The sequence below is a fragment of the Streptomyces silvisoli genome, assembly GCF_029269905.1.
Lineage (GTDB): Bacteria > Actinomycetota > Actinomycetes > Streptomycetales > Streptomycetaceae > Streptantibioticus_A > Streptantibioticus_A silvisoli_A.
This window is the reverse complement of sequence record NZ_JARJBC010000029.1, coordinates 60,075-73,922: the sequence shown is the minus strand read 5'-3', so window position 1 is coordinate 73,922 and position 13,848 is coordinate 60,075. Positions and strand designations below refer to the sequence as shown.

15 protein-coding genes are annotated in these 13,848 nt (G+C 68.4%); 9 read left to right on the top strand and 6 right to left on the bottom strand.

Features of this window, described 5'->3' with window-relative positions:
* Positions 1–158: 158 nt before the first annotated feature.
* Entirely contained in the window at positions 159–1,064 is a 906-nt protein-coding gene (locus P3G67_RS32010) for an SDR family oxidoreductase (RefSeq protein ID WP_276096622.1), read from the bottom strand.
* A 107-nt stretch (positions 1,065–1,171) separates the two neighbouring features.
* On the opposite strand from P3G67_RS32010, the gene P3G67_RS32005 reads away from it, so the two are divergent.
* Positions 1,172–1,735 (top strand): TetR/AcrR family transcriptional regulator, encoded by a 564-nt coding sequence (locus P3G67_RS32005; protein WP_276096621.1) that lies wholly within the window; start codon positions 1,172–1,174, stop codon positions 1,733–1,735.
* Positions 1,736–1,846: 111 nt separating this feature from the next.
* Here the strand turns inward: P3G67_RS32005 and P3G67_RS32000 are convergent, their stop codons facing one another.
* The 3 genes from P3G67_RS32000 to P3G67_RS31990 are packed head-to-tail and all read right to left on the bottom strand — an operon-like array spanning position 1,847 to position 3,450.
* Positions 1,847–2,398, bottom strand: a complete 552-nt coding sequence (locus tag P3G67_RS32000) for an acyl-CoA thioesterase (protein WP_269855799.1) — start codon at positions 2,396–2,398, stop codon at positions 1,847–1,849.
* 48 nt (positions 2,399–2,446) lie between these two features.
* On the bottom strand, positions 2,447–2,641 hold the full coding sequence (locus P3G67_RS31995) for a DUF397 domain-containing protein (RefSeq protein WP_276096620.1): 195 nt from the start codon (positions 2,639–2,641) through the stop codon (positions 2,447–2,449).
* Complete coding sequence (locus P3G67_RS31990; protein ID WP_276096619.1) at positions 2,638–3,450, bottom strand: helix-turn-helix domain-containing protein; 813 nt, start codon at positions 3,448–3,450, stop codon at positions 2,638–2,640. Before P3G67_RS31990 ends, P3G67_RS31995 begins: the two co-directional genes overlap by 4 nt.
* 105 nt (positions 3,451–3,555) lie before the next feature.
* Here P3G67_RS31990 and P3G67_RS31985 point away from each other — a divergent pair, with 105 nt between their 5' ends.
* The 7 genes from P3G67_RS31985 to P3G67_RS31955 all read left to right on the top strand — a co-directional run bounded on the left by P3G67_RS31985 (position 3,556) and on the right by P3G67_RS31955 (position 8,577).
* Entirely contained in the window at positions 3,556–3,996 is a 441-nt protein-coding gene (locus P3G67_RS31985) for an ATP-binding protein (protein WP_276096618.1), read from the top strand.
* Between the two features lie 123 nt (positions 3,997–4,119).
* Positions 4,120–5,364, top strand: coding sequence for an LCP family protein (locus P3G67_RS31980; RefSeq protein WP_276096617.1), 1,245 nt, complete (start codon positions 4,120–4,122; stop codon positions 5,362–5,364).
* Positions 5,365–5,527: 163 nt separating this feature from the next.
* Positions 5,528–5,719: a hypothetical protein gene (locus P3G67_RS31975; protein WP_269855849.1), complete on the top strand. Its 192-nt coding sequence runs from the start codon at positions 5,528–5,530 to the stop codon at positions 5,717–5,719.
* The gene (locus P3G67_RS31970; protein WP_269855794.1) at positions 5,706–6,230 is read left to right on the top strand and encodes a DUF6879 family protein; all 525 of its coding nucleotides are present in this window, start codon (positions 5,706–5,708) and stop codon (positions 6,228–6,230) included. Before P3G67_RS31975 ends, P3G67_RS31970 begins: the two co-directional genes overlap by 14 nt.
* Positions 6,206–7,057, top strand: a complete 852-nt coding sequence (locus tag P3G67_RS31965; RefSeq protein WP_276096616.1) for a helix-turn-helix domain-containing protein — start codon at positions 6,206–6,208, stop codon at positions 7,055–7,057. The genes P3G67_RS31970 and P3G67_RS31965 overlap by 25 nt, the downstream gene beginning before the upstream one ends.
* Positions 7,058–7,090: 33 nt before the next feature.
* Entirely contained in the window at positions 7,091–7,246 is a 156-nt protein-coding gene (locus P3G67_RS31960; RefSeq protein ID WP_276096615.1) for a hypothetical protein, read from the top strand.
* Between the two features lie 227 nt (positions 7,247–7,473).
* Positions 7,474–8,577 (top strand): methyltransferase domain-containing protein, encoded by a 1,104-nt coding sequence (locus P3G67_RS31955; protein WP_276096614.1) that lies wholly within the window; start codon positions 7,474–7,476, stop codon positions 8,575–8,577.
* Positions 8,578–8,628: 51 nt separating this feature from the next.
* On the opposite strand, the gene P3G67_RS31950 is transcribed toward P3G67_RS31955, so the two are convergent.
* Complete coding sequence (locus tag P3G67_RS31950; protein ID WP_269855791.1) at positions 8,629–9,786, bottom strand: acyl-CoA dehydrogenase; 1,158 nt, start codon at positions 9,784–9,786, stop codon at positions 8,629–8,631.
* A gap of 200 nt (positions 9,787–9,986) precedes the next feature.
* Between P3G67_RS31950 and P3G67_RS31945 the strand changes: the two genes are divergently transcribed.
* Positions 9,987–11,327 (top strand): UDP-glucose dehydrogenase family protein, encoded by a 1,341-nt coding sequence (locus P3G67_RS31945; protein ID WP_276096613.1) that lies wholly within the window; start codon positions 9,987–9,989, stop codon positions 11,325–11,327.
* Positions 11,328–11,543: 216 nt separating this feature from the next.
* Here the strand turns inward: P3G67_RS31945 and kdpB are convergent, their stop codons facing one another.
* The gene (gene kdpB, locus P3G67_RS31940) at positions 11,544–13,673 is read right to left on the bottom strand and encodes a potassium-transporting ATPase subunit KdpB (RefSeq protein ID WP_276096612.1); all 2,130 of its coding nucleotides are present in this window, start codon (positions 13,671–13,673) and stop codon (positions 11,544–11,546) included.
* Positions 13,674–13,848 lie beyond the last annotated feature (175 nt).

The window sequence follows — 13,848 nt, the reverse complement described above, 5'->3', positions numbered from 1 at the left end:
GAAGGTACGGACGGTCGCGTCCGCCCGTCGCACCCGGCCGCATCCCGAACACCTGCCCGCGATCACGCACCTGGGCTGCGGCGTCCGCGTGGGTACCCGCGGACGGCGCGGGACGACCACGCCTTGTCAGCCAGAGCACGTCCGCCCGGAGCGTGGCCTCAGGCGAAGTAGTGGCCTGACTTCACGTCCTCCACCCAGCCCGGCCGGGTGGGCTCCCAGCCCAGCAGCTCGCGCGTGCGGGTGTTGGACACCAACCCGTCCATCTGCGCGAAGGCCGCCAGGAACCCCAGGTACTGCGGGGCCTCCTCCGGCGTCACGCTCCTGGCCTCCACGCCCAGCTGCGAGGCGATCGTCTCCGCCACCGTCTTGAACGGGATGCCCTCGTCCCCCACGCCGTGCAGGCGGGTTCCGGCCGGGGCCTTCTCCAGCGCCAGGCGGTAGAGCACACCGATGTCACGCGTGTCGGCGGCCGGCCAGCGGTTGGCACCATCGCCCACGTAGGCGGCGGTGCCGTGCTCACGGGCGAAACCGATCAGCGCGGTGGTGAAGCCGTGCTTGTCGAGGTCCGAGTGGACCATCGGCGCCAGGCGGACCACGGAGGAGCGCACACCCTGCTCCGCCAGACCGATCACGTGGTTCTCACTGTCCACGCGCGGACCGCCGGGGACGACGTCCTCCTCGGTACCGGCGCGGTCCTTGATACCGGACATCGCCAGCATCAGCGTGCCCGAGGTGGTGACCAGTGGCTTGCCGGTCCCAGCCAGCACCTGGCCGAAGACCTTGACCGCGGCCAGCTCGCCCTGGGCGGCCTCCGCCAGTTGGCCGGAGCGCATCATGCCGTGGTCGAAGGCCAGGTGGATGACGCCGTCCGCCTCGCGGGCGGCCGCGGCCAGCCCGCCCTGATCGGCCATGTCACCGCGGCGCACCTCGGCGCCGAGCGCCTCGACGGCAGCGGCCGAGGCGTCGGAGCGGGCCAGGCCGACGACCTGGTGGCCGTTGGACAGAAGTTCCGGGATGACGGCGGAGGCGATGTGGCCTGAGGCGCCGGTGACGAAGACACGCATGCGGAAACCCTCCGGTGCATGTGACGGCCGCACCGCGCGGCATGTCACTTGGTGACATCACCATAGCACTGCCATGTCACCTGATGACATCAGTTACGCTCAAGCCCATGTCCCGCTGGAAACCGGATGCCGCCGGCCGCCTGGTCAAGGCGGCAATGACGCTGTTTGACGAGCGTGGCTACGAGGCGACGACCGTCGCGGAGATCGCCGAGTCGGCGGGCCTGACCAAGCGCACCTTCTTCCGCTACTTCGCGGACAAGCGCGAGGTGCTGTTCATGGGCTCCGCCCAGTTGCAGGACCACTGGGCCACCGCGGTGAGGAACGCGCCGCCGGACGTCGGCGCGATCGACGCGGTCAAGGTCGGGCTGGACGCCGTGGCGGAGCTGTTCCGCGAGCGTCACCCCCTCGCCCGCATCCGGGCCAGGATCATCGCCGCCAACCCGGAGCTGCACGAGCGCGAGCTGATCAAGCTGGCGAAGCTGGCGGACGCGCTGGCGGCGGCGCTGCGGGCGCGCGGGGTCGCCGACCCGGCCGCCGAGCTGGCCGCGCAGACCGGCGTCACCATCTTCCACAGCGCGTTCGGGCGCTGGGTGCGGCAGGACGACCCAGAGGCCCTGCGGCGGCTCATGGACGAGTCGCTCGCCGACCTGCGGGCGGTCGTTGCGGGGTAGGCCGCTTCTTGAGGTCTGTGCGCCGTGGTGACCATGCGCGGCGGGCGCGGATCGAGCCGTTGCCGCCGCGGCGTCTTCCTCTGGCCCGCAAGGTGTTCCGAACGAGACCGCCTAGTCGTCGATCCCCTCGGCGACGCGGCGCTCGCGTAGGTCCTTGATCGCGCGACGGCGGGCCAGTCGGTGGGTGCGGCGGATCTGGGCCTCCTCGAAGCGGCGGCGGTCCTTCTCCGTCTCCGGCAGTACGGGCGGCACCGCACGCGGCTTGCCCTCCCCGTCCACCGCGGCGAATACCAGGTAGGCGCTGCCGACGTGCGTCGCGGGCGTGGACTCGTTCCACCGCTCCGCGAGCACCCGCACACCGATCTCCATCGAGCTGCGACCGGTCCAGTTGCACTGGGCCTGAACATGGACCAGGTCGCCCACATGAACAGGCTCCAGGAACGCCATCTCGTCCATCGACGCGGTGACGGCGGGGCCGCCGGAGTGCCGACCGGCCACCGCGCCCGCCGCGTCATCGACCAGTTTCATGATCACGCCACCGTGCACGGTACCCAGCAGGTTCGTGTCGGACGCCGTCATGATGTGCGACAGCGTGGTGCGGGACACAGAGGTCGGCTTACCCGGAAGATCACCCTCCGGGCTATTGGTGACGAGATTTGCCATGCCGCCACCATACGGCGCCCCCGAGCGGGGGCGCCGTGGCGGGTTTCGTTACGAGTTCCCCCCGGAGACGGCAAGCCGGAGGAAGGCGGACCACTCGGTGAGGGTGAAGGCGAGGGCCGGACCCTCGGGGTCCTTGGAATCCCGGACGTGGACGGCGGTGGGGCAGGTGGCGACCTCAATGCACTGGCCGCCGTTGCCAGCGCTGTAACTGGATTTGAACCACACGAGGTTGGCGGTGCTCATAGCTCCCCTGCTAGGCGCTCGATGAAAGTCGCGGAGTCTTCTGGGCTAAGGGCCTGGGCTCGCAGAACGCCGTACCGCTGCTCCAGCACGCTGTAGTCCTTCGGTTCAGTGACGAACGCGCTCCCGAACTGCCCTTCGACATACGCCAGATTGCGCCCCTCCAGCGTTTCCAGCAAGGTCAACGGGCCCTCCAGAGCAGCATGCGTCTCGCAGCCCATCGGCATCACCTGGATCGAGACGTTCCGCATCTCTCCAACTTCCAGCAGCCTGTCCAGCTGTGCCTTGAGGACCTCCCGTCCACCGATCTTCCGGCGCAGCACCCATTCCTCGATCACGAAGCCCAACGTGGGGGCGGGCTTCCGGGTGAGTAGCACCTGACGCTCCAGTCGGGCCTGAACGCCCGCTTCAATCTCGTCGTCGTCCAGAGCCGGGACTTGCGCACGGAAGACCGCGTAGGCGTAGTCGTCCGTCTGGAGCAGCCCGTTCACCAAGTTGTTGTCGTACGTATACAGCTTGACCGCCTCGGCCTCGGCCTCCACGTACCGGATGAACCAGGCCGGATACTTCAACTGCACAATCGGCTCAGCCGCAGCCTTCAACAGGCCCTGGGCGCCCAGCGCCTCGTCAACGGCCCGAACATACTCGGGCTTTGGGCGCCGTCGCCCACTCTCAACCGACCGCACATGCGATTCCGAGTAGTTGACCCTGCTGGCCAACTCCGCCTGGGTGAGCCCCGCCCGCTCCCGCAGCGCCCGCTGCTGGCAGCCGAAGATCAGCAACCCCATCGGCGTGCCGTCATGTTCGTCCATCCCGCACCGCCCCTCCTCCGCCCCGCCCCAGCGGGTAACCGCACTAACTAGCCGTACCGTCTGTCGGGCTGGTCACGGTAGTCCCAGGCGAGAATCGTTGAGGTCATGAAGCCGGAAGTTCCCCCGATCGCGGTCCCCGCTCAAGTAAGCGGTGCGGGATGCCAGTTGATGCTGCGTGCGGAGCCGCACGTGTTGGCCGCTGTGCGGCGTTTCGTCGGTGCGCGGCTGCGCGAGTGGGGCCTGGAGGACCTGCGGCCCGCGGCGGCGATGTGCGTGACGGAGTTGCTGAGCAACGTCCACAAGCACACGGCGAACCCGGAATGCGCGCTGGAGCTGCGCCGTATAGCGCAGGGCATTCGGGTTTCGGTGCGCGACACCGAGCCGTCCCCACCGGTGATGCGGGAGCCGGACCACATGTCGGAGCGGGGGCGCGGGCTGTTCCTGTTGAGCGAGACCGCGACCGCGTGGGGGTTCGAGGTGAAGGAGGGCGGTAAGGAGGTGTGGTTCGTGCTGAACGCGTTCCCGGAAGACACTCACGGCGCGTAGTCGGGCGGTTCCATGATCACGGAAAGTCCGCGATCATGGCAGTCCTGTGACCAATCCATCAGTCCGGCTACAGAATGGTTCCGGACACAGCGTCTCGTGGGTCCAGCAGGCACACTGCAAAGCATGAACGGATGGCCCGAGGGTTGGACCGAGGACGGCGAGCCGGAAGGCGCTCGCGTGATGCCGCATGTGCACAGGCGGCAGGGCGGCTACGGACCGCCGTCGTACTCTCCCCCGCCCCAGCCGCAGGGGTCGGGCGCCGAGCCGCCGTTGCCGCCGGAGCTGTCGCCGCGCAGGGCGGCGGCACGCGGCGGGGTGCCGCAGCAAGCGGGCGGTAACGGCAACGGTACGTACCGTTCGGGCCGGGCGCGGGCGGGCCGCCCGAAGAACTGGCGCAAGCGGATCACGTACGGCGTGCTGACGCTGGTCGTGGTGTTGCTGGTCACATCGGTGGGCACGTACTTCTGGGCGGACGGCAAGCTGTCCCGGAAGATCGACCTCAGCGCGCTGCAGAACCGTCCGCCGCAGGACAAGGGCACGAACTACCTGATCGCGGGGTCCGACAACCGCAGCAACCTCTCGGCTCAGCAACAGCAGGACCTGCACGTCGGCAGCGACAACGAGGGGCAGTTCGGCAACAGCGACACGATGATGGTCCTGCACGTGGGCTCGAACGGGGACACGCTGATCAGCCTGCCGCGGGACAGCTATGTGACGATCCCTGCGTTCACCGGGACGTCGGGCAAGCAGTATCCGGCGTCGAAGCACAAGCTGAACGTGGCGTTCTCGTGGGGCGGCGGCCAGTTGCTGGCGCAGACGGTCGAGTACAACACGGGCCTGCACATCGACCACTACGCGGAGATCGGCTTCGGCGGCTTCGTGAACCTGGTCAACGCGCTGGGCGGCGTGAACATGTGCCTCGACAAGCCGCTGAAGGACAAGGACTCGGGCGCGGACTTCAAGGCGGGCTGCCAGACGTTCAACGGCGCGCAGTCGCTGGCGTACGTACGGGAGCGTCACCAGGAGGCCAATCAGGACCTCGGCCGTGAGCAGCACCAGCAGCAGTTCCTGCACGCGGTCGCCCAGCAGACGGCCACGCCGGGGACGTTGCTGAACCCGTTCAAGCTGTACCCGGTGCTGGGCGCGGGCCTTGAGACGCTGACCGTGGACAAGGGCATGAGCCTGTACGACCTGGCGCAGATGGCGCTGGCCATGAAGGACGTCTCGGGTGGCCAGGGCACGTCGACGGTGGTTCCCGTCGCCAACCCCAACTACCCGACGGCGGACGGCGACGCGCTGCTGTGGAACAAGACCGAGGCCAAGATCCTCTTCGACAAGCTCCAGAACGACGAACGCGTAGGCAGCTGACGCCACTCGACGCGCCCACTCAATGCGACGGCCCCCGGCACTGCGCCGGGGGCCGTCGCCGGTTTCCAGTTCCAGAAACCGGACCCCCTTGCCCTGCGCCCTAACAGCTCGGGACGATGCATGGGACACGACTGACTGACGCCCGGAGGGCAACGAAGTGGCCGTGAAGCTGACACGACTCGTAGGTGAGTGCGAAGAGGGCGACTGCCCCACCATTTACCGCACCGACCGGGGAACGCTCGCCATCCAGGGAGAACGGATAGCCGACCACGGTCTGATTGTTTCGCCGCACGAGACGCTGGTCGAAATTCCTGTCGACCTCATCCGAAAGGCCGCCCGCGATGACCTCATCTAGGACTCTGAGCAAGTCGTTCTCGGAGTTCGAGCAGGAGGCGTTCCGACTGGAAACCCTCGACGACTACAGCCGGTCAGGCAGCGTCGACGCCTACCACGCCTTCCTCGCTGGCCAGGAGCAACCGGAGGAGTTCAAGTCGTCGGACTGGGTGACGACGGTACGCAACGCCACGCGGGCCGGAAGGCGGGTGTACCGGGTACACATCGTGTCCCGGCCGCTCACGGACTACCTGCGGTTTGAATTCGGTTGGGGTTACCAACGCAACATGGCGGTGGGCGAGGAGTTCTTCATCCTCGACATCACCGAACAGGAGAATCCCATCCCCGAAGCTCCCGACTTCTGGCTGTTCGACAACCAAGTGATCAGTGCCATGAACTACGACGGAAACGGTAAGTTCCTGGGCGCCGAATTCCTGGGAGCCGACAGGCTCACCGATTTCAAGACGTACCGGGACACGGCGCTGGCGCACGCCGAACCATTCCCGCAGTGGTGGTCGAAGCACGGCGAGTGAACCGATCCGAACTGGGCACCGCGCTGCGGACGTTGCGGGAGGCCTCCGGCCTGGAGGCCAAGACCGTCGCCCGCAGCGCGGCCATGTCCAGGTCCAAGCTCAGCAAGATCGAGACCGGCAACATGGCGCCCAGCGTGGTTGACGTCGAGCAGATCCTCACGGCCCTGGGAGTGTCGGAATCCGTCAGGTCCGAGTACATGGCCGCGGCCCGGGCGGCAGCCACCGAGGCGGTGGCATGGCGTCTCTACCGTCGTCTGGGGTTCCACCGCAAGCAGCAGCAGATCCAGGCACTCGAATCAAGGACAAGCCTGCTGAGGCTGTTTCAGCCTTCCCTGGTCCCGGGACTTCTCCAGACGCCTGAGTACGTTCGGGCGGTCTGGAACCGCAAAGGCCTCGAAAAGGACCAACTATCTCGCGTCATTGGCGCACGCCTTGCACGCCAGAGCGTCCTCTATGACACGTCCAAGACGTTCCGGTTCATCATCACTGAACCCGTTCTGCGATGGCGCATCGTCCCTCCAGCCGTGCTGGCACTGCAACTTGACCGGCTCATCGCGGTCTCCCGCCTCTCCAACATCGACATCCGTGTCGTGCCGTTGTCTACGCCACAAAATGACTTCCCGGCGCATTCCTTCGTCATCAGGGACAACCGTTTGGTAACGGTGGAGACCGTGCACGCAGAGGTCGTCGTCACCGACCCACGCGACATAGCCCTGTATGTGAAGAAGTTCGAAGGCTTCGAACAAATGGCCGTTGCGGGCCAGGACGTGCGGGCGATGGTCGCAGGCATCCGCGATGAATTGTTGCGGGAACAGGAAACGGGCTAGCCCTTCGCCACGCGAAAACCACAGCATGGCCGCATGGAAAACCCAACTTGCCCGGAGCGCCGAACACTGGCGATGCGGCTGATGGCGGCCAAGGCGGCGAAGGACAAGAGCCAGGAGACCGATGTCCGCGTCCTGACCCGCAGGCACCGCGATGACGCCCACCGGCTGGAGGTGTCCCGCAATGGTTGAGATGCCGACCTACAAGGGGGCAATCGCCATGGCCACCCCCACCGGCCCCCGGCCCGGACCAGACCCTCAGCCGATCCCCACCAAACGACACACCGCAAAGGGGCATTGAGACATGGGCGACGACAAAGGCGGCAAGCACTCCGGCAAGCCCGACACCGCGCCGCAGGACGGGCACCGTGAGCGGCCCCCGACGAATCTTCCCAAGCCCGACCAGAAGTGAGGTGACGGTGAGCACGCCTCAGCGGCTCGTGGAGATGCTGCACAACAAAGGTGCGCTGCCCCCGGAGTGGCGGGACGCCGTGGCCTCCGTGGACCGGGGGCTGTTCATTCCCGAGGTCTTCGGGAACGTGGACAAGTCCACGGACCCGCAGCGGTGGCGCCGCATCGTCTACGGTGACCTGCCGATCGTCACGCAGGTCAACGACGGAACACAGGACTGGGAAGGGAACGCGCTCCCCACCTCGTCCAGTTCGAAGCCGTCGATCATGCTGGAGATGCTCGACCTGCTGAAGGTCGATGCGAACCGCAGCGTGCTGGAGATCGGCACGGGCACCGGCTACAACGCGGCGTGGCTGTGCCACCGGCTCGGTGACGAGCGGGTGACGACCGTCGAGTACGACGAGGCCGTGGCCAGGCAGGCGATCAAGAACCTGGCCGCGGCGGGCTTCACCCCGCACGTGGTGATCGGAGACGGGCTCAACGGCTGCCGGGACCAAGCGCCATACAGCGGCGGCATCCTGGCCGCCTGCACCGTGCGCGAGATCCCGTACGCCTGGGTCGAGCAGGCCGAACCGGGGGCCAAGATCGTCGCGCCGTGGGGCAACAGCTTCTTCTCCGGCTCCTTCGCGACCCTGGACGTCGCGAAGGGCACGGCGCAGGGGGCGTTCTCGGGGAATCCGGCGTTCATGTTCGCCCGCCAGCACCGGGACGTGCGCCACGCCATCGAGGACGTGTACCACGGTGAGAAGGGGCGGACGGACAGCTCGGACGCGGATCCGCGCGAACTTGTTCAGGACGACGCCCTGTTCTTCGCCAGCCTGCATCTCCCCCATGCCTCGCTCGTGTGGTGCAACGCCGACGACGGTAGCGATGAGGCCACCTTGTGGCTGCTGGCGAACGACAAGCGGTCATGGGCCACGATCGAGTACGCACCGGGCCAACCGGCCTACGGCACGGAACAGTTCGGCCCCCGAAACCTATGGGACGAGCTGTCGGCGGCCCACCGGCGTTGGAAGGCGCTGGGCCGCCCGGAGCGCTCCCGGTTCGGACTGACGGTGGGCGCACAGGGGCAGCAGGTGTGGCTGGACGAGCCACGGAACACCATCCGGTGAAGACGGCGGTGCCCCCGCCGAGGCGGGGGCACCGTGACATAGCGTGCCGCCTTACGGCAGATTGCGCGCCATCACGATCCGCTGGACCTGGTTCGTGCCTTCGTAGATCTGGGTGATCTTGGCGTCGCGCATCATGCGCTCGACCGGGTAGTCACGGGTGTAGCCGTAGCCGCCGAGGAGTTGGACAGCGTCGGTGGTGATCTCCATCGCGACGTCGGAGGCGTAGCACTTGGCGGCGGCGCCGAAGAACGTCAGGTCGGCGTCGACCCGCTCGGACTTGGCCGCGGCCGCGTAGGTGAGCTGACGGGCGGCCTCCAGCTTCATCGCCATGTCGGCGAGCATGAACTGGATCCCCTGGAAGTCGGCGATCGCCTTGCCGAACTGCTTGCGCTCCTTGACGTAGCCCTTGGCGTAGTCCAGGGCGCCCTGGGCGATGCCGAGGGCCTGGGCGGCGATGGTGATGCGGGTGTGGTCGAGGGTCTTCATCGCCGTGGCGAAGCCGGTGCCCTCCGCGCCGATCATGCGGTCGGCGGGGATGCGCACGTTGTCGAGGTAGACCTCGCGGGTCGGCGAGCCCTTGATGCCGAGCTTCTTCTCGGGGGCGCCGAAGGAGACGCCCTCGTCGGACTTCTCGACCACGAAGGCGCTGATGCCCTTGGAGCGCTGCTCCGGGTCGGTGACGGCCATCACCGTGTAGTACTCGGACACGCCCGCGTTGGTGATCCAGCGCTTGACACCGTTGAGTACGTAGTGGTCGCCGTCGCGCACCGCCTTGGTCTTCATGCCCGCGGCGTCGGAACCGGCGTCCGGCTCGGACAGGCAGTACGAGAACATCGCGTCGCCCTTGGCGAGCGGGCCCAGGTACTTCTTCTTCAGGTCCTCGGAGCCGGAGAGTATGACCGGCAGCGAGCCGAGCTTGTTGACGGCGGGGATCAGCGAGGAGGAGGCGCAGACCCGGGCGACCTCCTCGATGACCAGGACGGTGGCCAGTGCGTCGGCCCCGGCGCCGCCGTACTCCTCGGGCACGTGGACCGCGTGCAGGTCGGCGCCGGCCAACGCGTCGAGCGCCTCCTGCGGGAAGCGCGCCTGCTCGTCCACCTCGGCCGCGAACGGGGCGATCTTCGCCTCGGCGAGCGAGCGCACCGTGTCCCGGAGCATCTGGTGCTCCTCGGACAGCTGGTAGAGATCGAAATCGGTCGAACCCGCCAAGGTGTCTCACTCCCAAGATCCGCTGAGCGCCTGCTAACTACCGTTAAGTAACCTAATTCTAGAGCGGTAGGGCGTACCACGGATACGTGAGGTTGCCGACAGCGGCGGATATGCCCAGCGCAATGCCCGACTATGCTCGGCTGACGCACCCAGCGGCGCCCCAGGCGCGGCACCCAGGCGGACCCCGAAAGGCAGACCCCGTGACGCTGAAGCTCACCGTGATCGGCACCGGCTACCTGGGCGCCACCCACGCCGCCGCCATGGCGGAGCTGGGCTTCGAGGTGCTGGGGCTGGACATCGATCCGGCGAAGATCGAGGCGCTGTCGGCGGGCCGGGTGCCGATGTACGAGCCGGGTCTTGACGAGTTGCTGGCCCGGCACGTCGCGGGGATCGAGGGCGCCACCGGGCGGCTGCGGTTCACCACCTCCTGGCAGGAGGTGGCCGAGTTCGGCGATGTGCACTTCGTGTGTGTCAACACCCCGCAGAAGCACGGCGAGTACGCCTGCGACATGTCCTATGTGGACGCCGCGATCGAGTCCCTCGCCCCCCATCTGACGCGGCCCGCCCTGGTGGTCGGCAAGTCCACCGTGCCGGTGGGCAGCGCGGCCCGGCTGGCGGACCGGATCGCCGAGCTGGCCCCGGCCGGGCAGGCCGCTGAGCTGGCCTGGAACCCGGAGTTCCTGCGCGAGGGGTTCGCGGTCGAGGACACCCTGCACCCGGACCGGATCGTGGTCGGCGTGCGCTCCGAGCGGGCGGAGAAGCTGCTGCGCGAGGTTTACGCGACGCCCGTCACAGCAGGCACGCCGTTCGTCGTCGCCGACTACGCGACCGCGGAGCTGGTGAAGAACGCGGCGAACTCGTTCCTGTCCACCAAGATCTCGTTCATCAACGCGATGGCCGAGGTCTGCGAGGCGGCGGGCGGCGACGTGGTCAAGCTCGCCGAGGCGATCGGCCATGACGAGCGGATCGGCCACAAGTTCCTGCGCGCCGGAATCGGCTTCGGCGGCGGCTGCCTGCCCAAGGACATCCGCGCCTTCATGGCCAGGGCCGGAGAACTCGGCGCCGACCAGGCGCTGACCTTCCTGCGCGAGGTCGACTCGATCAACATGCGGCGCCGCGGCCACATGGTGGAGCTGGCCCGCGAGGCGTGCGGCGGCGGCTTCCTGGGCAAGCGGATCGCGGTGCTGGGCGCCTCGTTCAAGCCCGACTCCGACGACGTGCGCGACTCGCCCGCGCTCAATGTGGCGGGCCAGATACACCTGCAGGGCGGCCAGGTCACCGTCTACGACCCCAAGGGCATGGACAACGCCGCCAAGCTGTTCCCCACCCTGGGCTACGCCCCCACCGCCCTGGACGCGGTCCGCGGCGCCCACGTCGTGCTGCACCTCACCGAGTGGCGCGAGTTCCGCGACCTGGACCCGGCCGCCCTCGGCGAGGCCGCCGCCGAACGCCGCATCCTGGACGGCCGCAACGCGCTGGACCCGGCGCTGTGGCGCGGCGCCGGGTGGGTCTTCCGCGCGATGGGGCGCCCGCTGGCGTGAGGGTTGGCTTCTGGCTGGCCGATTCGGCGAGCCCGCGCCGACATCCCCTCCACGTCATCGCCCCCCGCGCGGCCATCGTCGTGCACCGTCAGCCGATCGCCAGCCAGTACGGATGCCGCCGCATCACCCCGTACGCCGAGAGGGCGGAGGCCCCCTGGGGCGCGCCCTTCGCGTTCGCCCCCCGAAGCTCCCGGCGGACACGCAGTCCCCGCTGACTCACCCCAGACCCGGCACGAACCGGATGGCCATGTCGATCGCCTTGATGCCGAGGAACGGGAGGATCAGGCCGCCGAGGCCGTAGACGGCCAGGTTGCGGCGGAGGAGGTCGTGGGCCGAGGTGGGGGTGTAGCGGACGCCGCGCAGGGCCAGCGGGATCAGGGCGACGATGATCAGGGCGTTGAAGATGATCGCCGAGGTGATCGCGGACTGCGGGCTGTGCAGACCCATGATGTTGAGCTTGTCCAGGCCCGGATAGACGCCGGCGAACATCGCGGGGATGATCGCGAAGTACTTCGCCACATCATTGGTGATCGAGAAGGTCGTCAACGCACCGCGGGTGATGAGGAGTTGCTTGCCGACCTGGACGATGTCGATCAGTTTGGTCGGGTTGGAGTCCAGGTCCACCATGTTCCCGGCCTCCTTGGCGGCCGAGGTGCCGGTGTTCATCGCCACACCGACGTCCGCCTGGGCCAGCGCGGGCGCGTCGTTGGTGCCGTCGCCGGTCATCGCGACCAGGTTGCCGCCCGCCTGCTCCCGCTTGATCAGCGCCAGCTTCTGCTCGGGTGTCGCCTCGGCCAGGAACTCGTCCACGCCCGCCTCCTGCGCGATGGCGCGGGCGGTCAGCGGGTTGTCGCCGGTGACCATGACGGTCTTGATGCCCATCCTGCGCAGTTGCGCGAACCGCTCCCGGATGCCGTCCTTGACCACGTCCTTGAGGTGGATGACGCCCAACGCCCTTGCCCCGTAGGCGTCCTCGACCGCGACCAGCAGCGGGGTGCCGCCGGAGGAGGAGACGTCCTCCACCATCCGGCCGAGTCCGTCCGGCACCCGACCGCCGCGCTGCACGACCCAGCCGGCGACGGCCGCCGCCGCCCCCTTGCGGATCATCCGCCCGTCGGCGAGGTCCACCCCGCTCATCCGGGTCTGCGCCGTGAAGGGCACGAACAGCGCCCCCGGCAGCTCCCCCTGCTGCCGCTCCCGCAGCCCGTACCGCTCCTTGGCCAGCACCACCACCGAACGGCCCTCAGGCGTCTCGTCGGCCAGTGAGGACAGTTGGGCGATGTCCGCGAGCTGCCAGTCCTCGATGCCGTCCAGCGGCAGGAACTCCGCCGCGTGCCGGTTGCCCAGCGTGATGGTGCCGGTCTTGTCCAGCAGCAACGTGGACACATCACCCGCGGCCTCGACCGCCCTGCCGGACATGGCCAGGACGTTGCGCTGCACCAGCCGGTCCATGCCCGCGATGCCGATCGCCGACAGCAGCGCGCCGATGGTGGTGGGGATCAGCGTCACCAGCAGCGCGACCAGCACGACCGTGGACTGCTCGGAGCCGGCGTACCGCCCCATCGGCTGCAGGGTGACGACGACCAGGATGAAGACGATGGTCAGCGACGCCAACAGGATGTTCAGGGCTATCTCGTTCGGTGTCTTCTGCCGCTCCGCGCCCTCGACCAGCGCGATCATCCGGTCGATGAACGTTCCGCCGGGCTTGGAGGTGATGCGCATGATGATGCGGTCGGAGAGCACCTTGGTGCCGCCGGTGACCGACGAGCGGTCCCCGCCCGCCTCCCGGATGACCGGCGCGGACTCACCGGTGATGGCGGACTCGTCGACCGAGGCGATGCCGTGGATCACCTCGCCGTCACCGGGGATGACCTCCCCGGCCTCCACCACCACGAAGTCCTGCGGCTTCAACTCCGTTGACGCGACGACCTCTTCGGGGCAGTCGTCCAGACCCACCCGCCAGCGGTGCAGCCGGCGCGCCGTGGTCTGCATGCGCGTCCTGCGCAGCGACTCGGCCTGCGCCTTGCCGCGGCCCTCGGCCACCGCCTCCGCGAGGTTGGCGAAGACCACCGTCAACCACAGCCAGACGGTGATCACACAGGCGAACACGGTGGGCGACAGCACCGCGGACAGCGCGGTGAGCGTGGCCCCCACCTCGACCACGAACAGCACCGGCGTCCTGATCATGCGCCGTGGATGCAGCTTGCGCAGCGCCTCGGGCAGCGCGGCGACCAGCTGTCTGGAATCGATCAGCCCCGCGGAGACCCGCAGCGAGCCGGCCGCGGAGTGCCTGGTGGGCTGGTGGGCATCGGAGACAACGACCTTCTCAGGCGCCAGAAAGGACATGGCGGAATCCATCGCTACGGTGACGAGGGGAAACTCCGCCCCGCGGCTGACCGCCCCGGCGCGGGCACCGGTGGGCACCGGTGCCATCCAGCCAATCGGTTCCGGGCAGCGCGCCCGGATGCTCTTGATGCGCCCTTGGCGGTGTGGCCGCGCGGATTGACACGCCCCTTACGCG